The sequence below is a fragment of the Chryseobacterium sp. RU37D genome, from assembly GCF_900156075.1.
Lineage (GTDB): Bacteria > Bacteroidota > Bacteroidia > Flavobacteriales > Weeksellaceae > Chryseobacterium.
The window spans coordinates 1-1,363 of sequence record NZ_FTMM01000062.1 but is presented as its reverse complement, the minus strand read 5'-3'; the positions used below and the strand labels follow the sequence as shown (position 1 = coordinate 1,363).

The 1,363-nt window shown below is 28.9% G+C and carries 1 protein-coding gene; it reads right to left on the bottom strand.

All coding sequences use genetic code 11. The features are described from left to right. Nucleotides 1–845: 845 nt before the first annotated feature. Nucleotides 846–1,363: hypothetical protein (locus BW926_RS14460; protein ID WP_179078028.1), on the bottom strand; the 518-nt coding region annotated here is incomplete at its 5' end.

Genomic DNA, 1,363 nt, shown 5'->3' with positions numbered 1-1,363 from the left:
TGGTGGTATTTATTCCAACTTGGGAATAAACAATAGAGTTAATAGCCAAAAAGGCTATTACATAATAGTTTTTCATTCTTAAAAGTGTTTAATTATATTTGAAAATTATCTTGATTTAAATAATTTAAGTATGCTTGCTGTTATTTATATATATTCTGATTAGCTCAAAGTCTATATTGTAATGGTATAAAATCACTTATCTTCATTCACATTATTAAAATATTTCACAGATGATATATTCTTATTTTATTCCAAAAATAACGCGGGGCAAAAGTAAAAACTATTAAATCGGAAAAATGTAGAACTTTTATTGCAATAGTATCATACTTATTACATCTGTATACAAAAAATACTACACGATTTTTGATCTAACCTCTTTGATATTTATTCTTTTATTTCCCGACTGAAAGAAAGGCCACATTTGATCTTATTATTTTAACCTTCGTTCGGGATAAGAAACAGAATGAAAGTGTTTTTCAAATTACTGATAATGAGATCAATATAATTACGATGTTAGTATTTTAGCTTTTTATTCCCTAAAAATTTTGTAAAAACGGATTCAATATTTTTATTCACACCGATTTTCTATGCTGAAAATTAATAAAATGAACTAAGAAATAATAATAACCAATTTAAGCAATTGATTTATTAATGTTTACTTGAAACCCTTAACCCGAACTCAGGTTATTTTATGTAAACTAAATCAAATGCATCGGCAGAGAATGTAAAATAATCCTATAAAACAAAAAACTATAGAAGAAGTTTCTTCTATAGTTTAATATTGATTGCTCTTTAGTTTAAATCCAGTATTTTGATACTTCAATACTGGTCTATTTCTTAAGATTTTATTGAGTATATATAATGGTAATGTTTCTACCTATAACATTATGATTCAAGTGATCAACATGTGTTACATAAAATGTTTGACCCGCCGTAAGATATGCCGAAGATGACACACTCACCCCGTAAGTAGTCATTGTAAATTGTCCTTCGTGAACACTATGTGTAGCAGACATTAAATTATTATTACTCATAATTGCAAGCACCGCCGCGCCTTTCGCTATTTGGCCATTAAATTGCATAGCAATAGATGAATGGATAGTATAAAAGCCATTCTTCTTTGCGGTAAAAGTACCATTACTATATGCTATTACTGAATTATCTATCTTTGAAATATTATTATAATTGATCGTAGTATAACCTGCTCCGTTTAATGTTCCTGTATAATAGTTATTAGAATTATCATTAGAGTAAAAAACGCCTTTAACATACCCTTGATTTTCAAGAGTATTCCAAGCAGGAGACGCATTTGGTCCTTGGGATGTCAACACTTGCCCCGGAGCACCAGCATTACCTGAACTAA